This is a genomic window from Nocardia abscessus, from assembly GCF_015477775.1.
Taxonomy (GTDB): Bacteria; Actinomycetota; Actinomycetes; order Mycobacteriales; family Mycobacteriaceae; genus Nocardia; species Nocardia abscessus_A.
Genome location: NZ_JADLQO010000021.1, coordinates 14,198 through 39,813 on the forward strand (window position 1 = coordinate 14,198; position 25,616 = coordinate 39,813).

Below are 25,616 nucleotides of genomic sequence, written 5' to 3' on the forward strand. Positions count from 1 at the left end.
CATATAACGGTCACGACGTCGCCTTTTTGGTTTGACCATACGGCAAATATTCGGCAACAGTGGGCGGGCGAGCCTCGGCGACGAGCGTCAGGGACAGTACGGTCGCCGTCGGCGTGGTCACGGGAGACGCGCGGGCGGCCCTGACATTCGCCCGGGAGTCGACAGCAAAGCGATCGGCGTGCACTGACAAGGTTGCCCGCCGTTCTTGCCCGCATTTGCTGCCGTACCTCTCAATGCGTGGAGCGCCGACGGTGTTCGGCCAGGCTGTCGAGCCCGAAATCCGAGCGCGGGTTGCGCCAGACCGAGTGGGCATGGTTGGCGTGACGCTGCGTGTTGTCGTATTCGATGAGCAGGTCGGGGCCCTGGATCCGGTAGTAGTGCGGTTCGCCGGACTCGAGGCCGCCTGCCCATCCGAAGTAGACCTCGTCGAGTACGTGGTCGGCTTCGTAGTGCGCAGCGTGGGCATCGGCGAGTGCTCTCGGCGCACGACCGGTGTACAGGCTGATCAGCTGGCGTAATACGTGCCGTTGCTCTGGGTCGAGGTCGCGCGCGGCCAAACCTTTGGGGGGAAAGGAAATCGCCATGGCGGCGTGGTCGGCTGCGGTGTATCCGCTACCGCTTTCGGCGCGCAGGTCGATATCGTCGACCAGCTTTCGCAGCGCCGGATCGGTGAACTTGCCGCGCCAGAGATCCTGCATGTGCATCATCGCGTCGCCGTGGGCGATGGTCGGCCGGTTGCCGGAGACGATGTCGGATATGGCACCGGTGTGCAGTAATGCTGTTCGATATCGGTCTGAGTCCAGCGACCGGGTCAGGTGCCGCGCCGCCTCTTCCGGCCCGCCCAGCGGCCGTAGTGTTCCACCGAGCAAGGCGGCACTGGCTGGATCGGCTCCGATGAAGCACGGTGTCGTCGCGACGACGTGTCCGCCGACGATGAGGTTGTTCAGCGAGATGTGGTGGCCGCCGAAGCGCCATGCCCAGACCGCGTCGCCCGGTCGGCCGAACAACCTCAGCCAGTACAGGCCGGGGTCGCGGCCCCGTTGCCGTCCCCAGTGGACGCGCCATCCTTCGACCTGATCGAGGACGTTCTCCAGGCCCATTACGGTTGCGACGGTCGTGTATCCGGCCTCGGACAGTCCCGATGCGACCAGTCGCATCGCCAAGCCCTGCTGGCGTGCGGTCTGGTCGCGAAGGGCAAGTCCACCGTGGTCGGTCGGGGTGTAGAACCAGCGCAGCCGCTCGGCCTCCGCGTCAGGAGCCAAAGGGGAGTCGAACTGCGCCTGCGCCAGTTGATTCGGGGCGAGTGATTCCAGCCATGCTGCCGCGCTGTCAGCCATGACGGTGGCGACCAGTGCGCGGCCCGGAGCAAGCGTGGCCTCATCCGGTGACATCGAGCATGACCTTGATCGCGTTGTCTCGCCGTTCGGCGTAGGTGTCGAATGCCTCGGCGATGTCTTCGAGCGCGAAATGATGGGTCACCAGGGCGCTGGTGTGCAGTCGTCCCCGCGATGCCAGCGACAGGGCCCTCGCTACCGAGCGTGTGCCTTCGCCGCGGACGGTGTTGATCGAGATCCCATTCATGACAGCGTGATTGAGGTCAGCCGTCACCGGGTGTTCGAAGAACCCCGCCAAAACGATTCTGCCGCCGCGCCTGACCATGTGGATCGCGTCGTCGACGGCACCGGCGGCGCCGGAGCACTCCACGACGATGTCGGGGCCGAGTCCGCCGGTGATCTCCCGGACCGCGGCGACGGTGTCCTCCTCACGGGAGTTCAGCAGGTAGTCGGCGTCGAATTGCTTCCCGATCTCCAGTCGGCTGTTGCGCGTGCCGACGAGCATCACCGGGTCGGCTCCGAGCTCGCGGGCGACCTGGACGGCCATCAATCCGATGGGGCCGGGACCGATCACTGCGACGCCGGCGCCGACCAGCAGCGAGTCGAGCACGTCGAACGCGTGCATCACGGTGCCGACGGTGGTCAGCACGACGGCCGAGTCGAAGTCGATGTCATCGGGAAGCCGGTACAGCGTGGAGACGTGGTTGACGACATACTCGGCGAAGCCGCCGTTGACCGTCATTCCCTGTACCCGATGGCCTTTGGCCTGGTTGCCGTAGTTCAAGCAATCCGTGTAGGAGCCGGACAGGCAGTTGAGGCATCGCATGCAGCCCCGATGCGCCTCGGTGACGACGCGATCGCCGGCGGCGAACTCGTCGACGGCGCTGCCGACCGCGACCACGACGCCCGCGTACTCGTGGCCGGGGATGAAGGTGTCCGGCACCGGGCCGGCTCCGTGGAAGAAGCGACGGCTGCGGACCTTGAGGTCGGTGCCGCACAGCGACGCCCGGTGAACCCGCACGAGAACATCGTCCGGGCCCGGACGGGGCACCGGCATTGTTTTGGTCTTGATAATTCCCGGTTCGCCGATTACCGCCGCGAGCATTGTTTCCGGCAAGGACATCGAATTGCCTTTCATTGTCCCTTTATGGTCACCAGGAGGCTATGTGAGGGAATTCTTTGCTGTCCAACGACACGAGGAAGGTCAGGGTCGGAGAACGCACGCCGATCGTCCGCTGTACTGGGCGTATAAGTTCAGCCTATAGGGTCCGGTGAATATTGGTATTGGGCACACTCGTCGGCGCGCTGTTACGGTGCGAAATATCTGGAAAATGCCGGCTTTATCGGCGTTCGGTCGAGGAGTGGACTTGGATCTCGAGATTGCCGGTCGAACCGCCCTGGTTCTCGGCGCGGGCGGCGGCCTCGGTGGCGCCATCGCGGAAAAATTGGCGGCCGAGGGCGCCGAGGTGGCGGTCGCCGATATCCATCGCGAAGCCGCCCGATCACGCAGCGACGCGATCGTCGCGGCCGGCGGCCGGGCCATACCGGTGGCATGGGACATCGCCGACCTCGACGCCATCGAAGGCAATGTCGCTCTGATCGAACAGACTCTCGGACCGGTCGACATTCTGGTCAACAACACCGGCGGGCCGCCGCCCTCGCCGATCCTGGGCCGGCCTTGCGCGGTATGGCTCGATCATTTCCGTTCCATGGTGCTTTCGGTGATCGCCATCAGCGACGAACTCGTTCCGGGTATGCGGACGCGCGGATGGGGCCGCGTCATCACCAGCGCCAGCTCTGGGGTCGTGGCTCCGATTCCCAACCTGGGCCTGTCGAACAGTCTTCGCGCCGCATTGCTCGGTTGGTCCAAGACGCTGGCGCGGGAAGTCGCCTCGGACGGCGTCACGTGCAACATCGTCGTGCCGGGCCGGATCAGCACCCGTCGCGTCGAGCGTCTCGACCGGATCAAAGCCGAAGCCGAGGGCCGAACCGTCGAACAAGTTGTGGCCGACAGCGTCGCCACCATCCCCGTCGGCCGCTACGGCGACCCCAGCGAATACGCGGCGACAGTGGCGTTCCTGGCGAGCGTTCCGGCGTCGTACATCACCGGCACGGTGGTGCGCGTCGACGGTGGGCTCATCTCCAGCCTCTGACACCCACAGCGACGAAGGATCCAACCATGGCCGTGCTCACCCGTGAGGCGAAGGGCGTCTTCGCCATCGCGCCCACACCCTTCGACGAGGAAGGAGCGGTGGACTTCGACTCTCTGCACCGTTTGGTCGATTTCTACGAATCGGTCGGCGTCACCGGGATCACCTTGCTCGGCCAGATGGGCGAGGCGCCCAAACTGTCCCACGACGAGGCGACACGAATCGTGCTTCACGTGTTGCGCAGGACTCGACTTCCGGTCGTCGTGGGAGTCTCCGCTCCCGGCTACGCGGCGATGCGCGCACTCACCTGTGAGGTCATGTCGGCGGGAGCGGCAGGCGTCATGGTCGCACCGCCCAACACCTTGCGCACCGACGACCAGATCGTGAGCTATTACGAGGGCGTCGCGGGCGTGCTCGGCGACTCGGTTCCCCTCGTGGTGCAGGACTATCCCTTGTCGTTCTCGGTTGTCATGAGCGCCTCGGTCATCGCGCGCATCGCCCGCGCCGTACCCAGCTGCGTCATGCTCAAGCACGAGGACTGGCCGGGGCTGGAGAAGATCAGCGCACTTCGGGGCCTCGAAGCCGAGGACGGAATGCCACGGCTGTCGATCCTGTGCGGCAACGGCGGGCTCTTCCTCGATTTCGAGACCGCGCGGGGAGCCGACGGCGCGATGACCGGATACTGCTTTCCCGAAATGCTGGTCGATGTGGTCGGTCACACCGCAGCGGGCCGCTCGGAGGAAAGCCACGACATCTTCGATGCGCATCTGCCGCTGCTGCGATACGAACAGCAGCCCGGTGCGGGCCTGGCCGTACGCAAGTACGTCATGCGGCGGCGCGGCCTGCTCGCCTCCGATACCCAGCGCACACCCCGAAGCGTGCTGTCGAACCGAGCGCGATCGGAAGTCGACTATTTGCTCGCCCGGCTCGCTCGCCGAGACCGGCGAGCGAACTGGGTCGAGTGACTCGCTCGTTCTACGTCTGCGGCCGACGGGGACGGCGGTAACTTCATCCGATGCGACTGCGCCAGCTGGAGTACTTTCTCGCCGTCTGGGAAAGCGGGTCGTTCAGCGCCGCCGCGGCACGGCTGTATGTCTCGCAGCCGTCGCTGTCGCAGCAGATGCGTTCGCTGGAGAAGGAACTCGGCGCGCAACTGCTCGAACGCGGCCGCCACGGCCTCGCCCTCACGCCCGCGGGACGGATCTTCCTGCCCCACGCCGAGCGTGTGTTGCGGGCTGTCGGAGAAGCTGCGGACGCAGTGCACCAAGTGGTCGAGGGGCGAAGCGGCGACGTGCACGTGCTGACCGTCCGGTCGATTGCCTCCGGCATCCTGCCTCCGAGCGCCGTCCGGTGGCACTCCCTGTTCCCGACCGCTGTCCTTCGGGTGCACGACTTCTCGCACCGCCGTGCTCTCGAGGAGGCGGTTCGCAACGGACAGGGCGACATCGCGGTCGGACCCCGGCCCGAATTGTGGGAGGGACCCGTCGTGTCACTCGGTTACGAGGAGATGGTGCTGGTCGGCCCGTCGGGGCGGGACACGGGTCCCACGGTGGAACATGCCGAACTTGCCGCAGCCGACTGGATCCTCTACGAGCCCGAGCAAGGCATGAGCGAGATAGTGGACCGGACGGCCACCGCCCTCGGATTCACTCCGCACGCCGTCGCGCGTACCGGGCAGGTGGCCGCCGCACTGCTTTTCGCCATGGAGGGCTTGGGAGTAGCCCTGGTGCCCAACAACGCCGTACCCGGCGGCTGGATACGACACGCCAGAAGGATCGGCCCCGGGGTCTACCGCGAGATCGTCGCCTACAGCCGCAGCACGCCGACGCAGCTGGCGCAGCGGTACCGAGACTTGCTCACCTCCCTCGAACTGCCGCTCACCTCGGTGACGGAGCTTCCGCCAGGGGCGTTGCGCTGCTAGTTGGGCCCCGTCATGGGTCATGTCGGCCGTGTCGGTGCCAGTGGTTCCGGGCCGGCTCGGCCGATCCGCGGTGGGGATGCGAGCGCTGGGAGATCGGGTGGCCGAGGATTGTTCGCCGAGCGCAGTGACGAGGTCGCGGTGCTGACATCTGCCGGGTAGCTGGTGCGCACACGGTTCGCTGTCCCATCAGGGCCTCGATACAGCCGAAGCATGATCGAAGCTTGCTGATCTACCTTGTACGCCAACCTTGCGGGCCGCGATCACGGTCCGAGGAATAGTCGTTCGCATGGTAGGCGGGGCAACGTCCGGCGATCATCGACGGGGTCGCGGGTCAGTTCGATTGTGCACCAATGCTTTCGACGCCAGTCGTGGACGAGATTGCGCACCGCTGCTGCGGTGGCCGTGTAGTCGAAGACCGTGTCGGCCAGCCAGATCCGAAGGTGCACATCGCCTTCGGGTGGGAACAATGCCTCGGCGATCACCTCGTCGCCTGCTCGGGCGTCGTAAGCGGCGATGGTCGTCCGGTCACGCTGTGGGGCGAATGTTCTGCGCGGATGTGTCGGGGATGCCGGGCCCGCTCGGAGTCATCGCTTCGATGGCGGCGCGAATGTCGTCGATGTCGTTGACGGTGATGTGACCTATATAGCCGTCGGGGCGCATGAGCAGCAGCGCATCTCTGGTCAGGCCGTACGTGCGGGCGAAGGCACCTGCCGGATCGGTCAATGCGTCGCAGGAGCGGAGTTCTGCGGTGTCGCCGGGGGCGATGACGAGGCGTTGGAGCTGCGCGCCGGTTGTCGGCCACCGCAGGCGGTCGAGTTCGGCTGCGGCCCACGCGCCGTAGGCGATGGCGGTGAAATGCGGTCCTCGGAAGATGTCGAACAGCCGCCGGCGAGTGCCTTCTGCGGAGAGGAGTTCGGCGTCGGGGGCGCGATCGCCCACGCGCAGGGTGGCCGTGCGTTCCTTCTCCGTGGCGGCCAGGGGGCCGCCGTGGTATGTCAGGGAGAGTTGTTTCTCGTCTTTGCCGCGCCGGATGCTCTCGGGGTCCAGCTTGCCGAGTCCTTCGTACTTTCGGGTGGACAGCCCCAGGACACCGGCGGCGATAGGCTGCCGTTCGGCTTCGTAGGTGTCCAGCAGCCGGTCGTCTGCGCCTGCGAGAACCTGGGCGAGCTTCCACCCGAGGTTGTAGGCGTCACCGATGCCGGTGTTGAGTCCTTGCGCGCCTGCGGGTGTGTGCACGTGGGCGGCGTCGCCGGCCAAGAATACCGGTCCCCGGCGGTAGCTCTCGGCGAGACGAATGTTGGGACGAAACTGCGACAGCCACCGAATGTTTCCCAGAGTGATGCGCTTGTCGTGGGTGTGTGAGCGGATCCTGTCGCTGATCTCGTCATGGGATTGCGGCGGTTGTTCGCCGGGGGCGAGCCGGATCATCCACTGGAACAGATCGGAGTGGGGTAGCGGACAGGCGCCGATGAACTGTCGCCGCAGCCCGGGCCACACGTGCCAGTACTTGCGCGACAAGCCGGTCACTGCGGCGTCGATGATGAGCATCCGGTCGGCTTCGTCGGTCGAGCCGCTGAACTCGATATCGAGGTGTTTGCGGACGCGGCTGCTGCCCCCGTCGGCGCCGACCAGGTACCGGGCCGTGACGGTCTCGACCCCGTCTGGCGTAGCCAGGTGGGCGGTGACCAGACCGGATTCGACGGTGAAATCGGTCAATTCCGTGCCGAGTTCGACGCGCCCACCCAGCGTTTCCAGTCGCGCGTGCAGCGCTCGCACGGTGCTGTACTGCGGTATCAGCCATGTGTCCGGGTACGGGACCGCGGCGGTGCGCTCGCCCTTGGCCATCATGCGCCACGGTATCGCCACGGCGCCGAGATGGATTCCCATCGGAGGATACGGACTGCCCTGCTCGAGGATGGCGGGCAGGGCGCCGAGGTCGTCGAGGATTTCCAGGGTCCGAGGCTGTACTCCCTTGGCCCGTGATCCGTCGAAGGAGTGAAGCGCCTTGTCGATGAGCCGAACGGCCACTCCGCGCCGGGCCAGATCGATCGCCAAGGCGGTGCCGGTGGGGCCGGCGCCCGCGATCAGCACGTCGGTTGTCGGCGTGATTGTCATGGCTTGTGCCGCCCTTCGTGAGATGCCAGAAACGACGCCACCGAGTCGGCGACGAGAGTGGGGGCTTCGAAAGGAGCCATGTGTCCGCAGTCCTCGATGACATCGCACCGCGCGGGTTCGAGGAGGTTGACGACCGTGTCGAGATTGCGGATGGGGGTGACGTCGTCATCGCGGCCCCACAGCAGGTTGACAGGCACGCCCAAGGTGCCGGTGTGCGCGTAGAGCGGCCCACGGTCGAAGAGTGGGAAGTGTTGCAACGTGTCGAAGAAGGCATACATCGAGCCCTCGTACCGAAACGCGTCGAGAACGATCGCGGCCAGCTCGCTAGCGCGTGCGGGGTCCCGTACGTTGTGACCGAGGTGCTGGTGCAGGATCCGCCGCCCGAAGTATTTCGCGATCGGACCGGCGCTCCAGTCCTTGCTCAGCGCAAGTCGTTGAATCGCCGGTTGGCGACCGAGGCCGGCCGGACCGACCAACGTCAGCGTGGCAGCGGAGGCGTGGTGGTGCCTGAGGTAGGCCATGGTGACCAGCGCGCCCATCGATGTGCCGACCAAGTGGTGAGGCTTGGGCAGGTGGAGTTGGGTGATGAGTTCGCCGAGTTGCCGCACGAACAGCGCTTCGTCGTAGGGGCCTTGGACGCGGTCGGAGTAGCCGCGTCCGTAACCGCTGTAGGCCAGGGTCCGCAATCCTTGGGCGTGCAGTGCCGCGGCCATCGCGTCCCAATAGAACAACGGGATCATCAGTCCGCCGGTGAGGACCACGATGTCACCGCCCTCAGGGCCGGTCAGTTCGTAGTGTGCGATGCCGTCGGACAACTGGATATAACTGCCGCGCAAACTCCGGCGCGCTGCGGCGTCGAGCCGACGGTCTTCTGTGGCAGCGGAAAAGTACTTCATCGGCTCACCCCGCTCTGCGGCAGGGAAGTCAGGTACTCGCGGATCGCCTCGGCGACCCACTGGGGGTCTTCCTCCGGGAGCAGGTGACCGCCCTCCGGATGAACCTTCTCGATACTGCCTGCGATATCGCGGGTGAAATGCTGCCCGTCCATACCCGCGCTACGCAACACCAACGTCGGCACCGCGATGGCGGGAATCTCGCCGCTGCGGTCGGGCTGGTCGGTGTTGACGAAGTCCACAAACGCTGAACGGTTGCCGCGTCTGTTCCAGAGCCGGTGGGCGCGATCGACCATCGCCTCGTCGACGATCCCGGAATGCGGGCCGACAGCCTGGCGCAGGCTGCGCTCGACCGCGCGGCGCGGCATGACTCGCCGCAGCAGTTGTCCCACGACCGGATTGCGCGCCAGTCGCATCCCTGACGGCAGCTCCTTTTCCGGATAGCCGGTGGCATTGATCAACACCAAGGCGGTGACTCTGTCGGGCCGATCCAGCGCCATATTCCACGCGATGTTCCCCCCGAGGGAGTTTCCGGCCACCGCGCAGCGAGGGACACCGACCGCATCGAGGAACCGCGCGAGCGTGGTGGCGTAAATCCCCACCCGGTAGTCGCGGTCGGGCCGTGGTCCGGTGACGCCGAACCCGGGTAGGTCCGGGCGGATGACATCGAAGGCGTCCTGCAGCCGAAGTGCCACGGCCTCCACTCCGTGCAGGGAGGACGCGCTGCCGTGCAGTAGAAGCACGGTCGGACCTGTTCCGGTGCGCTTGTAGTGCACCTGCATGCCGTCCACCACGACGAATTGCGAGTCGGGCTGGATGTCGCGGTCGAGTTGGTCGCTCATAATGGTTACAGCGTTGCCGATATGTGGATGGGTGTCAAGGGCGACCGGGCAGGCTGCTTGACGCCGCGATGAAATATCGGTCACACTGTATCCGTATTGTTAGCTTGATCGCTCGACCTTCGAGCGTGGGATGGTTCGCCCTTCGCCGGTTGCCGACCCGTGCAGGCCCGAGGCGCGAGCACCTGGTCGAGCCACGAAGGGGGCGTACCGGTGTCTGCGCTGGACGCATCCCGGTTCGGGCTGTCCGCTGATTTGCCCTCGCGGGTGACGGGAGAAACGAATGAGCCGCACACTGTTGCGTGGTGCGCAGGTGATCACCATGGCGCCGGATCGTCCCGACGCCGAGAAGGTCGACATCCTCATCGAGGGCGACCGGATCATCGAGATCGGTGATCGGCTCGATCCTGTGGGTGCTGACGTCGCCGACTTCGCGGGCCGGATCGTCATTCCTGGGCTTGTCAACGCTCACCTGCACTCGTGGCAGACGGCGATGCGCTTCGCGGGCGCGGACTGGTCTCTGCCGGAATATCTTGTCCACGCTCACGGAGTTGCTGCGCGACACTATCGCCCGCAGGACATATATATCGGGACGTTCGCCGGGGCCCTCAACCAGATCGACGGTGGTGTGACGACCATCGGCGATTGGTCCCACAATTGCGTGACACCGGACCACGCGGACGCGGCGATCGACGCGTTGCAGCAAGCGGGCATCCGAGCGGTGTTGCTGCATGGCACTCCGCACGGTCTGCGCGATCGGGTGCACGACACCAGGGAGATCGACCGCCTTCTCGGCGGAGCGATCGCCACGAGCGAGTTGCTCTCACTGGGGATGGCCGTGGAGGGCCCGCAATTGTCGAAACCCGAAGTGGCGGTGACGGATCTACGTGCGGCCGCCGACCGTGGATTGTTGGCGTCGATGCACCAGAGTGCCGGTCCGCCCGGTCCGGGCTGGCAGGCCGTCAGCGCCGCCGGCTTGTGGGGGCCCTTGACCAACATCGTGCATGGCACGGGTTTGACCACTGCTTGGGTGAAGCTGTTGATCGAGGCCGGGGTCAGTTTCACAACGACGCCGGAAAACGAACTGGGCCAGGGTCATTGCGCGCGAGTGACCGATCAGCTGCTGGGCATGGGCGCGGCACCGTCGCTGGGTACCGACACCGAAATCGTCGCGCCGGGGGAAATGTTGGTCGCCGCGCGGCTGGTGTTGGCACGCCAGCGCGGCCTCGCGCATGAGCAGGCGCACGCACAGACCGGCCTGGGTGCGCCGGTGGTCTCGCTCGGTGTGAAGCAGGCGCTGGCGTGGGCGACCGTTGAGGGTGCGCGCGCGCTGGGCATGGCCGACCGGATCGGCCGCATCGAGGTGGGCATGCAGGCCGATCTCGTTGTGATCGACGCACGTGCGCTCAACCTGTGGCCGCTCCACGATCCGATTGCCGCGGCGCTGCATGCCAACGTCGGCAACATCGAAGCGGTCATGATCGCAGGACGCTGGCGCAAACGCCGCCACCAGCTCGTGGACTGTCCTGTGGACGAAATCATGGAGGCATTGCAACGGTCGGGTGAGCGTTTCGTCGACCGGATCAACGCGACGGGCCGTGTCGCGCGCATTCGACGGCGCGTAGTGGGGCACGTGGTGCGTCGGCAGTTGCAGCAGCAAGCGCGTGGATTGGCGCACGATGCGCTGACATCGCAGGAAAGCCCGTCACAGGACCGTTGAGGCTACCTGTCGACCTGGGCGCGTCGAATACCGCGGGGCCGGTGTTCAGTAGCGGGGAACGGCACTGCGCCGCAACAGCTCCACCGCGTCGACGCGTTTCCTTCGATCCATATCCGAGTGCAAGGGTCGAGGTCGCGACGCGTCTATTTCGTCAGTCCGAGCAGTGCGGCGGTGAGACCGTAGTCAGGACCGAAATCCTGCATGTTTCCGGTACGGCAGCCGTCGGCTTTCATCTGGATTCGCTCGCAGAACAGGCTGACTATTTCACCGTTGAGGGCGGTGAAGAGCATCATTTTTACACGGGCATGTCCGTGCTGTCGGTCGATCACGTTGTCGATGTTCTGAAACACCATGGGTGTCAGGTCGACAACCTCGGTGAGGCCGTGGGCATTGGCGCGGAGCTGGTCGGTCACGTTCGTCAGTCCGGCCAAGGTATCCGCCAGCTGGTGCTGGTACTGCCCGAACGTGCCTGAGGTGTTGGCAAGGAAGGCGCTGAGCTGGTCCAGCGTAGCCTGCAGACCGGGTGCCTGCTCGGCGAGCACCCCGTTCATCTGGGTCACTTTGTCACTGAAATCCCGCACCGCGCGGTCGTTTTCCGCGAGCATCGAGGTGAGTTCGTTCAGTCTGATGATGATATTCGAGACCGCGTCCTTGTTGTCGGTGCCGACCTTCAGCGCGCTCGACAGCGCCTGGAGAGTGTCGCGGATCTTCGTGCCGTTTCCCTCGAGGAGCGGGTGCAGCACTCGGCCCGACAGCGGGCCGGACCCTTCCATCTCGTCGTGCGGCTTCAGCGCGGCGGTGAACTGATCAATGGTTTGGATGAGCGTGTCGAGCTCGACAGGAGTCTTGGTCCGCGACTTCGGCAGGTGGGCACCGTCGGCGAGCGTCTCGCCATGGGAATAGACGGGCGAGAGCTCGATGTGGCGGTCGGTGACGATGGACGGCGAGATCAACACAGCCATCGCGTCTTTCGGGATCTTCACTTCGGACTTGATCGACAGATACACCTCGATGAGGGTGCTCTTCACTACGATTCTCTCGACCCTGCCGACCTCGAGCCCCAGCACCGTAACGGGATTGCCTACATAGACGCCGGCGATATTGTCGAAGTCGGCAGTGATGCGCGTTGGTTCATCACCCACGTGCGGCAGCAGCGAGCAGCCGCTCACCGTGAGCGCGGCGACGCCGACGGCGAATGCCTTGACCGCGTTGCACTTTGTCCGGGCAGCGAATGTCAGCATGGATATCCCCTGTGGTCTCGCATGATGCGCGACCTCTCTGTCAGACGAATAACGTGGTTTACGATCGTGGGCTGGGCGGGGTTCGGTTGCGACTCCCGGAAACTGGTCGTCGATACCTATCGCCATGCCGGCCACCCACGGCAACTCATCGCGTCTCAGCGGGCTGCACGACGCTTGGACGGCGCGGGAATCAGACGCGCGTAGGACAACGACTCCATCGGAGACCTTCCTTGCATTGTCGCCACCAGTAGGCGCCGGAAGCCCGGCCGCGCCTACGAACCGTCGGCCGGCGCGGCATTGGCGAAGACGCCGGCCTATCTGGGTGTCGTACGTGCCACTGTACAAGTTTCCGGCAACGATGTGTCCGAAATACGTGAACTGGGTGACAATGCTCGCGTCCCCGATAGACGCGCCGGTCGCGGCGCAGCTCAGAACCCCCGCTCGATCCAGTGAGCCAGTTGGGGTGCTTCGGTGCCTATGGTGGTGCCGTCGCCGTGACCGGTGTACACCTGGGTGTCTTCCGGTAGGGCCAACAGTCGCTGCTGTATCGAACCGATGATGGTGGGGAAATCGGAGAAGGAGCGGCCGGTCGCGCCTGGCCCGCCTGAGAAAAGTGTGTCTCCGGAGAACAGGGCTTTGGCCTCGGGCAGGTGCAGGCAGATGGAGCCTGGTGAGTGTCCGGGAGTGTGGATTACCTCGACGGTGGTCCCAGCGATCGCGATACGTAGCGAGTCGGTGGCAGCCCAGTAGCGCTGTCCCGGGTGGCTCATGTCCCAGAGGGTTTGGTCTGCGGGATGTAACAGCACTGGTGTGTAGAGTTTTTCGCCGAGCTGGGGGGCGAAGGTGATGTGATCGTTGTGGCCGTGGGTGCAGATGACCGCGACGACGTTGCGGTTGCCGACTGTTTGGATGATCGCTTCGGCATCGTGGGCGGCGTCGACGACGATGACCTCTTCGTTGTCGCCGATCACCCACACGTTGTTGTCGACTTCCCACACACCGCCGTCGAGTTCGAAGGTGCCGCTGGTCACCACGCGGTCGATGCGGAGCCCCCCGCTCACAGGATGACCACTGAGCGGAGCACGTCACCGGTGTGCATCCTCTGGAAGGCCGCCTCGACCCGGTCGATCTTGATGCGCTCGGTGACGAACTTTTCCAACGGTAGCCTGCCTTGCTGGTAGAGGTCTACCAGGACCGGAAAGTCTCGTTCGGGTAGGCAGTCGCCGTACCAGGACGACTTCAACGCGCCACCGTGGGAGAACAAGTCCAGCAGCGGCATATCGAGCCGCATGTCGGGGCTCGGTACACCGACGAGTACCACGGTGCCGGCCAAGTCGCGGGCATAGAATGCCTGCTTCCACGTGTCGGGGCGACCGACCGCATCGATGACGACATCGGTGCCGTACCCGTCGGTGAGTTCCTGCACGGCGGCGACTACGTCGACGTGGGAAGCGTCAACGGTGTGTGTGGCGCCCAGATCCCTGGCCCAGGCGAGCTTTTGTCGATCGCGGTCCACGGCGATGATCTTCGATGCGCCGGCCAGACGTGAACCCATGATCGCGGCGTCGCCGACACCGCCGCAACCGATGACTGTGACGGAATCGCCACGGCCTACGTTGCCCGTGTTCACCGCGGCACCCAATCCCGCCATCACGCCGCAACCGAGCAGTCCGACGACGGCAGGTTCGGCGGTGGGGTCGACTTTCGTACATTGCCCGGCGTGTACCAGCGTCTTCTGCGCGAACGCCCCGATACCGAGCGCCGGCGTGAGCTTCGTGCCGTCCTCGAGTGTCATGGGCTGGCTGGCGTTGAATGCGCTGAAGCAGTATTGGGGACGGCCGCGTTTGCAGGCGCGGCATCGACCGCACACTGCCCGCCAGTTCAAGATGACGAAGTCGCCGGGTTTCACCGAATCCACGTCAGCACCGACGGTTTCGACGGTGCCGGCGGCTTCGTGTCCGAGCAGGAACGGGAACTCATCGTTGATCCCGCCCTCCCGGTAGCTCAGATCTGTATGGCACACCCCGCACGCGGCGATCACGACGACGACCTCGTCGGCGCCCGGGTCGGGAATGATGATGTCGGTGAGCTCGACAGGAGCTCCTTTCGCACGAGCGATTACGCCGCGCACCTTCTGGGGCATTTGGTTCCTTTTCTTCACGGAGCTGGTAAGCATGCGCCGGTCGACGAGCCACCGGGACTCATCCGGCACTCATCGGGTGGCGCCGGACAGTGTCATCAGATACGCGAGGACGAGCAGAGCTGTGATGACGGGCGCCCCCGACCCACCGGAAGGCGCTGAGAGACAACCCGGCGTGCGAGGCCAGCTCATGCTGCCCTTCCTGGATGCGCTGCCGCAGGGCTATACGCAGCCGGCCATCTTCCTCAATGCGGCGACGGATTTCCGGATCCCGTAGGCGACAACCGTCGGCCGCCTGTCGGCCTGTTTCCAGGTGAGCAGAGCGGCTCCGTCCGCGATGCTGCCCTCTACACTGGTCGGTTCGCCGACGAGTGGCAGCGGCCCAACGATTTTGATAGAAACCCCCAGGATTTCGGTCCAGAAGTAGTCGTCGGTGGCGTACGTGGAAGCTGCGAGCCCGAGGGCCGAGGCGGCGGCGACCTTGCCTTGTGCGACAGCGTTGGACCAGAACGGGGCCCGTAGGCCGTCGCGGATCGAGTAGGCGACGTCGCCGGCCGCGTAGACCCCGGCGATTGCTGTCGCACACAAGTGATCGATACCGATGCCGCGTTCGTCGGCTACGCCGGAACCATCGAGCCACGACGTATTCGGTACCTCCCCGGCGCAGGTGACCACGAGGTCGGCGGTCGATTCCGATCCATCGCCGAGAATGACACCGCAGACCGGATCGCCTGTGAGCGTGACCAACCGGGGAGTCTGCACTATCCGCACGCCGTGTTGTTCGGCCCGTGCGCATACGGCGTCGGAGAGGAAAGGTCCGAGGATGCGCCGCAACGGAGGGGCGACATCGATCACGGTGACCGCGATGCCGCGAGCGACGCAAGCGCTGGCGACCTCCATTCCCAGGAATCCCGCGCCGACCACGATCGCCGAGGTGGCGGTCGAGAGCCTGGCTCGCAACGTCCGCGCGTCCTCGAGTGTCCGAAGGACCAGTTCGCCGGTCTGTCCACCGGTGGCCAGCCGCCGTGCGTCGGCGCCGGTTGCGGCGATGAGCGCGTCAAATGCGAGGGTGCGGCCGGTTGCTGTGGTGATTGTGCGGGAGTCGAAATCGGTGGTGACGGCGGCTTCGCGGAGGAGATCTACCTTTAGGTCGTCAAGCCGATACGGCAGAGAGCCCTCCGAATCCGGGTCGTGCAGAACCGCCTTCGACAATGGTGGTCGCGAGTAGCCGCCGAGTTCGTCGGCGCCGATGATGGTCAGTCGACCGGTGTGTCCCAGGGTGCGCAATTCACGCGCCGCGGTGACCCCGGCGATGGACTCGCCGACGACGACGATCGAACGGGGGGAGGTCATGACTGCTCTCGCAGGATCGCTACCGGGCAGGAACTGATGGCTGAGCGCGCGGCGGTGACGTGCTCCTCGGGGACGTCCCCGCCCTCGAATCGGTAAGTCAATTCGCCTGCGTCATCGAGCTCGAACACTGCGGGGGCCTGCTCGGCGCACATGCCATGGCCTTCGCAGCGAAGGTAGTCGACGGAGATCTTCATTGCGATTCGTCCTTCAGGCGGGAATGAGTTGCAGGGGAAGGTTTTCGAAGCGGTGGATGATGTTGTTCATCGCCCACTGCGGTCGTCCGGTGATCTCGATGCGTTCCACGCGTTCGAGCAGTGCGGCGAGGATGGCCTGGGTTTCCAGCCGGGCCAGGCCCTGGCCTGCGCAGCCGTGGGTGCCGTGTCCGAAGCCCAGTTGGCGGGATGCGTCGCGGCGGATGTCGAAAGTGTCGGGAGAATCCCACTCGAGTGGATCCCGATTCGCGGAGGAATACATCACCACCACCCGTGCGCCCTCCGGAATGGTGACGCCCGCCAGTGCGACGTCACGAATTGTCCTGCGAGAGAACGCGCGCAGCGGTGATTCGTAACGCACCACTTCATTGACCGCATTGGCGATCATCGTGGGGTCGGACCGCAGTAGCTGCCACTGGTGCGGATGGGCGGCGAACAGGTACAGGGCGCTGGAGATCGCGCTGATCGTGGTGTCCAGTGAGGGTGCGAGAAAGTCGATCATCATGGCCGGGCACTCGTTGTGCGCGATCTTGCCTTCATCGGCGGCTTGGAGGATCTCCGCACCCGCGCTGCCGGGCAGCAGCTGCCGGTCGCGAGCAAGGCGGCGGGTAAACCGCATCATCTCCATGCCGGCCGGAGCGGTTCGGATCGATTGGTTGTTGATCGGCCCGAGGGAGTCGAAAGTGGCTCCAGCCCAACGCAACAAGTTCTCGCGGCCGTGCTGTGGCCATCCGATCAAATCGGGTACGACCGACATCGGCAGCGTGGTAGCCAATTCGACGCCGTCGATCTGGCCACGTGCTACAGCAGCTTCGACGGCCGTGACCGCTTGCCGGTCGACCGTCTCGCGCATCGAGCGCAATGCCTTGGGTGTCAACCGTCGACCCAGTAACGCACGCCGCCGACTGTGGTCTTCGCCATCGCTGTTGAGGGTGGTGCCACGCGAAAGGCGGTTGGCGACAGGATTCAGTCCGACGCCCTCGCCGGAGATGAACGTGTCGTCATCGAGTAGGACAGCCTTGCACTCGGCATAGCGCGGTAGCGCGTACGCCCGCTGCCTTGCCAACCACACGACCGGACCCAACTCGCGCATCCGGGCGTAGTGCGGATACGGGTCCGTGATCGCCTGCCGCGAGTACAGGTCCGGCTGGTAAACGGGGACACCAGCAGTCTTACGCATCGCAACTCCTCAACACCAACGTTCGTCCGTCGTTGGCTCATCACCGGATCGCCCCGGCCGAATGCCGCCTCGAACTGGATTCGAGCTACTGGATCGTCGGGCCGATCTGTGGCCTGCATCTCAGGCTAGCCATTTGATTGACTATGTGTCAATGACATGGGATCAACTTGTATTTACCACGGTGGCGGCCCAGTATCGGAGTAGGCGATCGGCAGGCGACAGGAGGGACACCGATGACCGCGACAACCGGGAAGGGACGGACGACCATGCGTGCTGCGCAGGCCGCCGAGACCCGCCAGCGCCTCATCGACGCCGCAGTCGCAGTGTTCTCCGAACACAGCTACGACGAGGTGGCCGTGGCTGACATCGCAAAAGCCGCCGGGGTGGCCCATGGGCTGCTGTTCCATTACTTCGGCAACAAGCGTGGCATCTATCTGGCGGCCTTGCGGGATGCCTCCGACCGGATCGTGCGAGTTCAGGGGCTCAATCCCGAGCTTCCGGTCGTCCAGCAGATCCGCGCGGGGTTCCGCGCTCACCTCAGCTATCTCGCCGCACACCGTGGGCTGGCGCTGCGGTTGGTTCTTGGCGGAAGAAGCGCTGATGCCGAGGCGTTCGAGGCTTTCGAAGCGGGCCGATGGCAGACGATCCAGGGGTGGACCACCCTGCTGGGACTCGACCCTCAGGTCCCCGCCTTGCGCATGATGATGCGGTCGGCCGCGGGTGCGATCGATGAGGCGACCCTCTACTGGCTGCAGAACGGAGAACCGTTCGATGTCGAATCCATGATCGACGCCCTGATCCCGATGGTGGTCGCCGGGTTGCGTGCCGCCGCCCAACTCGATCCTGCCCTCGATGTGGACACCGCCACGCGAGCATTGCTGGATAGTCGCAGGCGGTGAAGGTGCACCAGTGCGGTGCAGAACCCTTCGTCGGGTATACGGGTTCACGGCGTTTGCGGATTCCTCGGTGACACCTCGGCTACCTATCTCGCCGCTACGCAGAGCCAGCGTTGATACCGTGCGGATTTCCCTGGTGAGATCGATCTGATCGGTGTCGGCCCAGGCCGCTGCCACCCCGAAGCGGCCCCCAACCCATGACGGTTCAGATAACGGCGTCGAGCGTCATTGGGGATGGGCCTTTGCGTGCGTGGTTGTGAGCCTGATCAGAGGATGTCGAGAGCGGCGCGCACAATGCTGTCGGTATCGATGCGGCGATGGTCACTTTGGTGTCGTCGTGATGGATCAGCGGGTACCCTCCCGCGACGACCTGTCGGCGGCAGCGTTCACGCGCTGCGGGGTCGGCCGGAACCGCGGCCAATGTCTGATCGACGGGCCGGGTCGACAGCCGCAGGTAGGCCGACGTGCCGCCGGGACGGCCGAGTCGGCTGAGGCAGGCGAGCAGAGTCCATTCGACATCGAGGGAGAATGCCGGTTCGTAGCTGATACAGCCGGGTTGTTCGAGACCGATCGACGGTGTCTTGATTGATTGGTGGGCTCCGCCTTCGGCAGCCAGAGTGACATCAATGGCGTCAAGCGCACCAACACCGCCCTGGTGATGCGCGAACTTGTCGACTACCGCATCCAACCGCTGGTCGCCGCGCACGAAAACGGCGAAGACGAAAGCCTCGCCCGTCAGCTACGTGGAGACTCTCGGCGAGCAGATTGACGGAATCGTCATAAGCGAGCTTATGTGCACTGATACGTTCGGGGCGGTGTCACATCGGTGGACACCTCGAGGCGATCGCGTGCCGGTTAGCTCGGGGTCGGTCGCCGATCGCGGAGGTAGGTGAGGAGTGGAGATGGGTGTTTCGGGTGGTAACACCGGTCACGTGCGCTTTTTCATCGACAACGTTCTGCCGTCATGACCGCAGAACGTGACAGTGCACCGGCTGGTTGGATCCGGGGCCTTACTCCCCGAGACCCGGCGGTTCTGAATCGCTCGATGCTGCCGTCGGCCAAGGTGCAGGATTTGTGCGGTCGAGTTGGGCCGGGGCCGACGGGATGGGCGGTCGAACTGGGCCAGGCCATGTCACGGCGGATCATCGTGGAGGTTCCCGAACTGGGGATCGACGGAATCACCGAGATGGTGCGTGCGGGATGCGAAGCCGTGGCCCTGGAGGCCGTCGCCGCATTCGCCGACGCACAGGACTTCACCGTTGCAGCTGCCCCGGAAGCCCTGATCGGTCCGGGCGAGGTGGTCAGCCGAGGCGTTGGCGTCGAGCACATGCTGCGCAGCATCCAGGTCGGGCACTCCTTCGCTGCTCAGCAGGCATTCGACGCCGTCGAAAGTTTGGTTCCCGCACGTGACCGAACCGCCGAGATGCGGCGCATCTATGAGTTACTGTTCGCGCTGTCCGATCGCCTCGCCACCGCGATGGCCCGCGAGTACGGCAACGCCCGCGAGGTGTGGTTGGCAAGTTCGGCCGCGATCCGAATGGAGATCGTCCAGGAGATTTTGCACGGCGACCCGGTGCCGGTCGAACGCGCTGTTCGTTTGCTGAGCTACGACCTCACCCGGCACCATCTGGCACTGATCGTATGGACAGACGACTACACCTCGATCGCCACCCAGCGGCTCGAGCAGACGGCCGCCGACGTGCTGCAGGACTGCGGATGCACATCAAGTCTGGTCATGCCGGTCGGCATGCGCCGCGTGTGGGCCTGGGGCTCAACTGTCCGTCGCTCGCCCGCACTACCGGAGGCGACAGGGGCGAGGATCGAACCCGGCATCCATGTAGCCATGGGTCTGCCGGGAAACGGCGTCGCCGGATTCATCAGCAGCCACCGACAGGCGCTCGACGCCGCCCGTGTCGGCACGATCTCGCCGAGTAAGCGGTCGCTTGCCGAATACGGCGAGCTCGACCTGGTCGCGATGCTCAGCTCCGATCTGGACCAGGCAAGAGAGTTCGTCCAACGTGAACTCGGCGCCCTCGTCGATCCTGCGGACGCCACGGCCACCATCCGCACCACTCTCAAGTGCTACCTCGATGTCGAACGCAGCCTCAGCGCGGCTGCCGCACAGCTGCATGTGGCCCGCAATACCGTCGCCTATCGGGTCCAACGTGCCGAACAGCTGCGCGGCCGAAAGATCCAGGATCGACGCATGCAGCTGCAGGCCGCACTCGCACTTGCCGAGGAACTCGGTGCTGTAGTGCTGGACCCGCCGACCTCCTGAACGGCTGCCCCACCCGCGGAGCCAACGGTGAATTGGATTCCGGTCCAAAACCCGGGCGAGCGTTTGGACCGCAGACCAAGCACCGTGCCCGGCACCGGACATTCAATGACAGCGTTCGCATTCAAACCCCCGACGCCGTAGCAGCGGCATCGCGGTAATCGCTGGGAGACACCGATGTCTGCACACCCGTCACCTGTGCCGCCCGAGGTCCTGGAACGCATCGAGCAGCGCGTTCCCTGGCCGGCGGTGGCCCTGATCGACCATGCCGACACCATGCGAGAAGACACCTCCGGTGTGAAGTCGGCGGGCACCAGGCGCCTGGCGCATCGATCCTGACCGCGTTGTGGTTTCGGCAGTTGCGGCCGCAGAACCGGGTTCGGTCGAACCCCATGCGCCGCCTGTTCTGCACGCAATCAACTACCTGCTCGGCGAACTCGACGTCGCCTGCCTCACCACCCTGCGCGCGTTCGGCGGGTTACAGAGCTACTCCGGCCGAATCAAGGAGCCCGACCCGGTGGACCACTCGACCGGGTCGGTCGATATCGCGGCGACCGCACCGATCTGGGGCGCGTCGGCGCGCCGCTGCGTCGATGATGACGCGATCGCCGGCGCGGCACTCGACCTCGTCGACTGAGCGCGTCCGTACAGCTACCAGCAAACCATTCGGAAGGCGACCATCATGGTCACTTATCTAGCTCGCTTCCGCGCCGACAGCGACATCCAGTGGGGAGTCGTCACCGGCGCGGCAATCACCCCGCTGCAGGGGACCTACCGGACAACCGGCGAGCTCATCGAGCACGGCAGACTGGATTGGCAGGCTGCGCGCGAACGGCCGCCCGTTTACCCCGTGGAGAGCGTGGAGCTGCTGTCACCGGTCACCACACCGTGCCGCGTGATCTGTCAAGGCGCCAACTACCGCCAGCATGCCATCGAGTCGGGCATGGATCCAGACGCCCGCGCGTTCAATCTGTTCTTCGACAAAACCGATGCTTCGATCACCGGCCCGCACAACTCGGTCGTGCGCCCCGCACATGTGCAACTGCTCGACTTCGAGATCGAACTCGCCCTCGTCATCGGTAGCAGCATCGAAAAACCGACGACGGTCACCGACGAGAACTTGGACAAGCATGTCTTCGCCATCACGATCGCCAATGATCTGTCCGCCCGTGACGTCCAGCTGCCACAGGGCCAATATTTCAAGGGCAAGAGCTACCGCGGCTTCTGCCCGCTGGGCCCTTTCCTGGCGGTTCCCGGCCTTGCGGATTGGTCCTTGCTCGACAACCTTGACCTGCGGCTGGAGGTCAACGGTCAGCTGCGCCAATACGACAACACGAGCAATATGCTCTACCGGCCGGCCGAGACGCTCACCGAACTCACCGAGTTCTGCAACCTCAGACCTGGCGACGTATTGCTGACCGGAACACCGCATGGCTGCACCGCCACAACTCCGCCGCCACTGCTACGCCGGCTGGCGACCGCGCTGCTGCCGGAGGATCGGCTGTGGGAACTGTTCATTCGCCAGAACCGGCGAAAGCCCTATCTCGCACCGGGCGACGTCGTCACCGCCTCCATCCGCAACAGCTCCGGATCCATCGACCTGGGCACCCAGCGCACAACCATCACCGCACCCCGCACCCATGGAGAGCGCAATGGCATCTGACACCGCACCGACCTCATCCGACGCCGACGCTATCGCACCCGAGCTCCTCGCCCACTGGGTTGTGAAGACAGCGCGCAGCAAGCAGATGATCGCCTGGTACAGCAACGTCTTCGGCGCCCACGTTGTGCACGAGGACCGACGGATCGCGTTCCTGACCTGGGACGCCGAAAGCCACCGCCTCGCGCTGCTCAAAGTCCCCCGGCTATTTCGATACCTACTGCCCTTGGCCAAGTTCCGCCGAAAGTTCTACGGCATCGACCACCTCGCCCTCACATTCGGCACCCTCGAACGGCTACTGACCAGCTACGAGCGGCTGAAGAAGCTCGGTATCACACCCGTGTGGTCGATCAACCACGGCCCGACCACCTCCCTGTACTACGAAGACCCCGACGGCATACGGCTGGAATTCCAGACCGAGAACTTCCCCACCGCGGCGCAGACTTCCGACTACCTGCGCGGCATCGCCTTCGCCACCAACCCGATCGGCGTCGAGATCGACCCTGATTATCTGCTCGAACGACTACGCAACGGCGACGACCCCGCCGCTCTACTCGAACAAGGCGCAGGCACCCGACCTGGTACGACCGCACGCACCAACAAACGCACTATCACCTGGAAGACGCTGTAGCGCATGACTTTACGACCGAACGTGATCGTCGGAGCCGGGGCCACCGGATGCACGCTCGCCCTGCTCTCAGCCACCCTCGGAGTGCCCACCACTGTCATCCAGCGGCGCGCCGAGTCTCAACTCCACCCCGCGGCAAACTCATCGCAACCCAGGCGGAACCGGCGAATCGACCGATGACACCACACGCCACTACGCCATTTGCAGCCCGCCGGTCACCAACCAGGAGGTCAGGCGATGAACACAGGAAACCATCCCGTGTCCCTGTTGGCGGCCTTGTCATCAGCCGACGACCCCGCTCAACTGAGACGCGCCTTCGGATGCTTCCCCAGTGGTGTGGCCGCAGTCTGCGCCGACATAGACCCCCAGCCGACGGGGATACTCGTGAGCTCTTTGACCTCGGTATCACTGGCGCCCCCGCTGTTATCGATATGCATCCAGCATGGCTCCCGGACGTGGGGGAGTCTGCGCACCGCTGATCATCTCGGGATCAGTATTCTCGGCGATACCCACGAAGCGCTGTGCCGGCAGTTCTCGGCTCCCGCGCCGGACCGTTTGGCAGGTGTCGAATTCGCCCGCACGGCCCGCGGCGCGGTGCTGCTCCCAGAAGCCACCGCCTGGTTCGTGTGCTCACCCTACGACGAACTCCCCGCAGGTGACCACACGATCGTGCTCTTGCGCATCGAAAAGCTCCTCGTACAACCAGCTTTCACGCCACTGATCTTTCACGGGTCCCGATTCCACCGATTGACCGCATGACGAGTCCCGCTCACTCGATCACTAGCCCAGGAGAAAAGATGACATCACTGCAGACCGCACCCGCTGATACCGCAGAAGGGGTACTCGCCCGGGTTCGGGGCCTATTGCCGTTGATCAAGGAACACTCGGCGAACAACGAAACTGAGCGGCGCGTCGCGCCCGAGGTCATCGACGCGCTCAAACAAGCAGGGGCGTTCCGCATCGCGTCACCGCGCAGGCATGGGGGTCTGGAAGCCGGCCTGCGGACGATGCTCGACCTGTCGGCGACAATCGCCGAGGCCGATGGTGGAACCTCTTGGGTCACCACGCTGTCCAATATCAACGCGTGGTCGACGTGTCTTTATCCCAGGCGGGTCGCCGACGAGATCTTTGCCAACGGGCCGGATGCCATCCTCAGTGGCGTGACCTCACCTACCGGTACTGCTCGCAAGGTCGCTGGGGGTTATCACATCAGTGGGCGATGGCCTTACGCATCGGCGAGTTTGCATGCCGAGTGGTGTGCGGGTGGTGTGTGGGTCCTCGACGAGGACGGCGAGGAGGAGGACCAGGCGATGGTCATGATGCCCATGTCCGACATCGAGATCGAAGACACCTGGTACGTTGCGGGATTGCGGGCTTCGGGTAGCAATACGGTCGTCGCCGAGGATGTGTTTGTGCCCGATCACCGTCTGATGTCGATGTTGCCTGTTACGTCCGGGACCTACATGGCGGAACACCCCGACTCCTCTTTCTACCGCTCTGCCTTCGGTCCGATGCTGATACTGGTATTGGTCGGGCCTCAACTCGGTTTCGGACGGGCCGCACTGGATCTGACGATCGCCAAAGCTGCCGGTAAGGCGCTCGCCTATACCAACATTGAACGCCAAGCCGAGTCAGTTGCGTTCCAGTTGCTGCTCGCCGACGCCGCGACCAAAATCGACACCGCGCACTTGCACGCCTATCGCGCCGCCGACGACGTGCAACGTTATGCCGAACTAGGCGTGATGCCGGACTTCGAAGCGAGAGCCAGGATGCGCGCCGACTCAGCGGTCGCCCTGCGCAGCGTCAACGAGGCGATCAACGCACTGCTCAACGCCTTCGGGGCCGGAAGCTTCGCCGACATCAACCCTATGCAGCGCATTTGGCGTGACTCCAATGTCGGAGCCCGCCACGCGGTGATGTTGCCTCAGGTCTCGATGGAGACTTACGGTAAGGCGCTTCTGGGGCAGCGCGATCACATCACAGCAATCCTCTGACCCACCGCGTCATCGGATACTGCGTCACAGTCTTCGAGTCGAGGCCTCCCAGGCGCGGCCTCACATCAAATAGGTACAACCGCACTCGCATATGTCCGATTTGTCGGCCGAATAACTGCAGGAAGCTTATCATGCCGGAAATTACCACCGCACTGGACATCGACGCGACCCAGGAGAAAGTGTGGGCCGTCATTTCCGATCTCAGTCGATTCGAGGACTGGAACACGCTGCATACTCGTTGGGAAGACGGCCCGCCGACCGCACTGGAGCAGGGAGTGCGAATCACCGAAGTCGTCACGATCAAGGGCATTGTCGACACCATCGAGTTCAACACCACGGACTTTCGACCGCCACGGTCGATCTCACTGTCAGGCTTGGGAAGCACGGGATCCACAGTGAGTCTCGACTTCTGCGTGGATCCCCGCGGACAGGAGGGCTGCACCGTCACTTTGCATATCGAATTCACCAGTTCGATGCTGTTCGGGCCGATGGGCAAATTGATCGGGCGAGCCTTCCGCAAGCAACTCGACGCGTCCTTGGTCAAGCTTGCCGCGCTGACCAGCTGACCTTCGCCCAGCCCCTGCCCAACCGTGAAATGCGCTCGAGTTCCATTAGGGTGGTTTAATCGTGGAATGAAGTTCCCCCGCTATCTCGGAGGACTTCATACTGCCCCTGTTCTACAGGTTTGGTTTGCTTGACATCCTGGTCATAACGCGCGTTGTGGCGGTCGGCGGGCTGTTCGAAGCGCTCGCCCGGGTGATGACGGCTCGCGCGGAGGGCCTGCGTGGCGTCGACGAGGTGAGCGTGGCCAAACTGCTGGTCCGTGAATTCATCTACTTCTCAGCGGAGCATCCGCAGCTGAATCACATCATCAACCAGGAATGCAAATTCGAGGGCCACGCATGGACCGGCTGGTCGAACGCTTACTACATCCTCACCGGGGGCGGGTCGACAATGTTCGTCCTGGCACCCGAGTGCCGCCGCCTCGCGGTGTCGACCCACCGGCACGCGAGGTGGTCGAGGCCCACGCAGACACCATGATCACGCTCCTTTTCGGGCGCCGAC

24 protein-coding genes and 2 pseudogenes are annotated in these 25,616 nt (G+C 64.6%); 14 read left to right on the top strand and 12 right to left on the bottom strand.

The annotated features are described in order from the left end of the window. Positions 1 to 230: 230 nt before the first annotated feature. Complete coding sequence (locus IU450_RS35045; RefSeq protein WP_195154014.1) at positions 231 to 1,391, bottom strand: DUF3500 domain-containing protein; 1,161 nt, start codon at positions 1,389 to 1,391, stop codon at positions 231 to 233. Beyond that, the gene (locus tag IU450_RS35050; protein WP_324197938.1) at positions 1,378 to 2,472 is read right to left on the bottom strand and encodes a zinc-dependent alcohol dehydrogenase; all 1,095 of its coding nucleotides are present in this window, start codon (positions 2,470 to 2,472) and stop codon (positions 1,378 to 1,380) included. The genes IU450_RS35045 and IU450_RS35050 overlap by 14 nt, the downstream gene beginning before the upstream one ends. Positions 2,473 to 2,701: 229 nt before the next feature. On the opposite strand from IU450_RS35050, the gene IU450_RS35055 reads away from it, so the two are divergent. The 3 genes from IU450_RS35055 to IU450_RS35065 are packed head-to-tail and all read left to right on the top strand — an operon-like array spanning position 2,702 to position 5,405. After that, the gene (locus IU450_RS35055) at positions 2,702 to 3,487 is read left to right on the top strand and encodes an SDR family oxidoreductase (protein WP_195154016.1); all 786 of its coding nucleotides are present in this window, start codon (positions 2,702 to 2,704) and stop codon (positions 3,485 to 3,487) included. 26 nt (positions 3,488 to 3,513) lie between these two features. After that, complete coding sequence (locus tag IU450_RS35060; protein WP_195154017.1) at positions 3,514 to 4,449, top strand: dihydrodipicolinate synthase family protein; 936 nt, start codon at positions 3,514 to 3,516, stop codon at positions 4,447 to 4,449. Between the two features lie 50 nt (positions 4,450 to 4,499). Beyond that, on the top strand, positions 4,500 to 5,405 hold the full coding sequence (locus IU450_RS35065; RefSeq protein WP_195154018.1) for a LysR family transcriptional regulator: 906 nt from the start codon (positions 4,500 to 4,502) through the stop codon (positions 5,403 to 5,405). Positions 5,406 to 5,930: 525 nt separating this feature from the next. Here IU450_RS35065 and IU450_RS35070 read toward each other — a convergent pair. The 3 genes from IU450_RS35070 to IU450_RS35080 are packed head-to-tail and all read right to left on the bottom strand — an operon-like array spanning position 5,931 to position 9,255. Then, entirely contained in the window at positions 5,931 to 7,520 is a 1,590-nt protein-coding gene (locus tag IU450_RS35070) for an FAD-dependent monooxygenase (RefSeq protein WP_195154019.1), read from the bottom strand. After that, the gene (locus IU450_RS35075; RefSeq protein WP_195154020.1) at positions 7,517 to 8,416 is read right to left on the bottom strand and encodes an alpha/beta fold hydrolase; all 900 of its coding nucleotides are present in this window, start codon (positions 8,414 to 8,416) and stop codon (positions 7,517 to 7,519) included. The genes IU450_RS35070 and IU450_RS35075 overlap by 4 nt, the downstream gene beginning before the upstream one ends. Next, positions 8,413 to 9,255 carry an alpha/beta fold hydrolase gene (locus IU450_RS35080; protein ID WP_228835572.1) on the bottom strand — a complete coding sequence of 281 codons (843 nt, stop codon included), beginning with the start codon at positions 9,253 to 9,255 and terminating at the stop codon, positions 8,413 to 8,415. Before IU450_RS35080 ends, IU450_RS35075 begins: the two co-directional genes overlap by 4 nt. A gap of 280 nt (positions 9,256 to 9,535) precedes the next feature. Here IU450_RS35080 and IU450_RS35085 point away from each other — a divergent pair, with 280 nt between their 5' ends. Further along, positions 9,536 to 10,972 carry an amidohydrolase family protein gene (locus IU450_RS35085; protein WP_195154021.1) on the top strand — a complete coding sequence of 479 codons (1,437 nt, stop codon included), beginning with the start codon at positions 9,536 to 9,538 and terminating at the stop codon, positions 10,970 to 10,972. Positions 10,973 to 11,115: 143 nt separating this feature from the next. On the opposite strand, the gene IU450_RS35090 is transcribed toward IU450_RS35085, so the two are convergent. The 6 genes from IU450_RS35090 to IU450_RS35115 all read right to left on the bottom strand — a co-directional run bounded on the left by IU450_RS35090 (position 11,116) and on the right by IU450_RS35115 (position 17,098). Continuing rightward, positions 11,116 to 12,213 (bottom strand): MlaD family protein, encoded by a 1,098-nt coding sequence (locus IU450_RS35090; protein ID WP_195154022.1) that lies wholly within the window; start codon positions 12,211 to 12,213, stop codon positions 11,116 to 11,118. A 428-nt stretch (positions 12,214 to 12,641) separates the two neighbouring features. Then, positions 12,642 to 13,274, bottom strand: a complete 633-nt coding sequence (locus IU450_RS35095) for an MBL fold metallo-hydrolase (protein ID WP_195154023.1) — start codon at positions 13,272 to 13,274, stop codon at positions 12,642 to 12,644. Next, entirely contained in the window at positions 13,271 to 14,356 is a 1,086-nt protein-coding gene (locus tag IU450_RS35100) for an S-(hydroxymethyl)mycothiol dehydrogenase (protein WP_195154098.1), read from the bottom strand. Before IU450_RS35100 ends, IU450_RS35095 begins: the two co-directional genes overlap by 4 nt. A gap of 219 nt (positions 14,357 to 14,575) precedes the next feature. Next, entirely contained in the window at positions 14,576 to 15,706 is a 1,131-nt protein-coding gene (locus IU450_RS35105) for an NAD(P)/FAD-dependent oxidoreductase (RefSeq protein WP_195154024.1), read from the bottom strand. Further along, positions 15,703 to 15,900, bottom strand: coding sequence for a ferredoxin (locus tag IU450_RS35110; RefSeq protein WP_195105313.1), 198 nt, complete (start codon positions 15,898 to 15,900; stop codon positions 15,703 to 15,705). The genes IU450_RS35105 and IU450_RS35110 overlap by 4 nt, the downstream gene beginning before the upstream one ends. A 13-nt stretch (positions 15,901 to 15,913) precedes the next feature. Continuing rightward, on the bottom strand, positions 15,914 to 17,098 hold the full coding sequence (locus IU450_RS35115) for a cytochrome P450 (protein WP_195154025.1): 1,185 nt from the start codon (positions 17,096 to 17,098) through the stop codon (positions 15,914 to 15,916). A 233-nt stretch (positions 17,099 to 17,331) separates the two neighbouring features. On the opposite strand from IU450_RS35115, the gene IU450_RS35120 reads away from it, so the two are divergent. Continuing rightward, complete coding sequence (locus IU450_RS35120) at positions 17,332 to 17,997, top strand: TetR/AcrR family transcriptional regulator (protein ID WP_195154026.1); 666 nt, start codon at positions 17,332 to 17,334, stop codon at positions 17,995 to 17,997. A gap of 307 nt (positions 17,998 to 18,304) precedes the next feature. Here the strand turns inward: IU450_RS35120 and IU450_RS35125 are convergent. Beyond that, positions 18,305 to 18,616, bottom strand: a pseudogene (locus tag IU450_RS35125) (pyruvate dehydrogenase); the annotation flags it as partial. A gap of 441 nt (positions 18,617 to 19,057) precedes the next feature. On the opposite strand from IU450_RS35125, the gene IU450_RS35130 reads away from it, so the two are divergent. The 9 genes and pseudogenes from IU450_RS35130 (at position 19,058) to IU450_RS35175 (ending at position 25,592) form a co-directional block, all read left to right on the top strand. Further along, positions 19,058 to 20,272, top strand: coding sequence for a PucR family transcriptional regulator (locus IU450_RS35130; protein WP_324197946.1), 1,215 nt, complete (start codon positions 19,058 to 19,060; stop codon positions 20,270 to 20,272). A 174-nt stretch (positions 20,273 to 20,446) separates the two neighbouring features. Next, positions 20,447 to 20,864 (top strand): annotated as a pseudogene (locus IU450_RS40315) (pyruvate dehydrogenase); the annotation flags it as partial. 87 nt (positions 20,865 to 20,951) lie between these two features. Continuing rightward, a complete protein-coding gene (locus IU450_RS35145; protein ID WP_195154030.1) occupies positions 20,952 to 21,932 on the top strand; it encodes a fumarylacetoacetate hydrolase family protein in 981 nt (326 codons plus the stop codon). Beyond that, positions 21,922 to 22,560 carry a VOC family protein gene (locus tag IU450_RS35150; protein ID WP_195154031.1) on the top strand — a complete coding sequence of 213 codons (639 nt, stop codon included), beginning with the start codon at positions 21,922 to 21,924 and terminating at the stop codon, positions 22,558 to 22,560. The genes IU450_RS35145 and IU450_RS35150 overlap by 11 nt, the downstream gene beginning before the upstream one ends. 3 nt (positions 22,561 to 22,563) lie before the next feature. Beyond that, on the top strand, positions 22,564 to 22,737 hold the full coding sequence (locus tag IU450_RS35155; protein WP_195154032.1) for an FAD-dependent monooxygenase: 174 nt from the start codon (positions 22,564 to 22,566) through the stop codon (positions 22,735 to 22,737). 57 nt (positions 22,738 to 22,794) lie between these two features. After that, the gene (locus IU450_RS35160) at positions 22,795 to 23,316 is read left to right on the top strand and encodes a flavin reductase family protein (RefSeq protein ID WP_195154033.1); all 522 of its coding nucleotides are present in this window, start codon (positions 22,795 to 22,797) and stop codon (positions 23,314 to 23,316) included. A gap of 38 nt (positions 23,317 to 23,354) precedes the next feature. After that, the gene (locus IU450_RS35165; protein WP_195154034.1) at positions 23,355 to 24,551 is read left to right on the top strand and encodes an oxidoreductase; all 1,197 of its coding nucleotides are present in this window, start codon (positions 23,355 to 23,357) and stop codon (positions 24,549 to 24,551) included. Between the two features lie 131 nt (positions 24,552 to 24,682). Then, positions 24,683 to 25,117, top strand: a complete 435-nt coding sequence (locus IU450_RS35170) for an SRPBCC family protein (RefSeq protein ID WP_195154035.1) — start codon at positions 24,683 to 24,685, stop codon at positions 25,115 to 25,117. 124 nt (positions 25,118 to 25,241) lie between these two features. Beyond that, positions 25,242 to 25,592 carry a hypothetical protein gene (locus IU450_RS35175; RefSeq protein WP_195154036.1) on the top strand — a complete coding sequence of 117 codons (351 nt, stop codon included), beginning with the start codon at positions 25,242 to 25,244 and terminating at the stop codon, positions 25,590 to 25,592. The last annotated feature ends 24 nt before the right edge of the window (positions 25,593 to 25,616 follow it).